Annotated in this window: 1 rRNA gene; it reads left to right on the top strand. The window is 50.8% G+C overall.

Features of this window, described 5'->3' with window-relative positions:
* A 23S ribosomal RNA gene (locus AAEY99_RS21220) occupies window positions 1-488 on the top strand; the annotation flags it as partial.

The following is a 488-nucleotide window of genomic DNA, read 5'->3' as shown; positions in this document are numbered from 1 at the left end:
ATAGCTCACTAGTCGAGTCGGCCTGCGCGGAAGATTTAACGGGGCTAAACATACCACCGAAGCTACGGGTGCATTTCATTAGAGATGCGCGGTAGAGGAGCGTTCTGTAAGCGGTTGAAGGTGAAGGGGTAACCCACACTGGACGTATCAGAAGTGCGAATGCTGACATGAGTAACGATAAAGGGAGTGAAAAACTCCCTCGCCGGAAGACCAAGGGTTCCTGTCCAACGTTAATCGGGGCAGGGTGAGTCGACCCCTAAGGTGAGGCCGAAAGGCGTAATCGATGGGAAACAGATTAATATTTCTGTACTTCCGCTAACTGCGATGGAGAGACGGAGAAGGCTAGGCTAGCGCGGCGTTGGTAGTCCGCGTTTAAGGTGGTAGGTTGAATTCTTAGGCAAATCCGGGAATTCGTACTTTAATGTACAGGCTGAGAGCTGATGACGAGTCACTAAGGTGATGAAGTAGTTGATGCCATGCTTCCAGGA

The sequence above is a fragment of the Shewanella sp. S1-58-MNA-CIBAN-0166 genome (assembly GCF_040310085.1).
Classification (GTDB): domain Bacteria; phylum Pseudomonadota; class Gammaproteobacteria; order Enterobacterales; family Shewanellaceae; genus Shewanella.
This window is presented reverse-complemented; position numbering and strand designations above follow the sequence as displayed.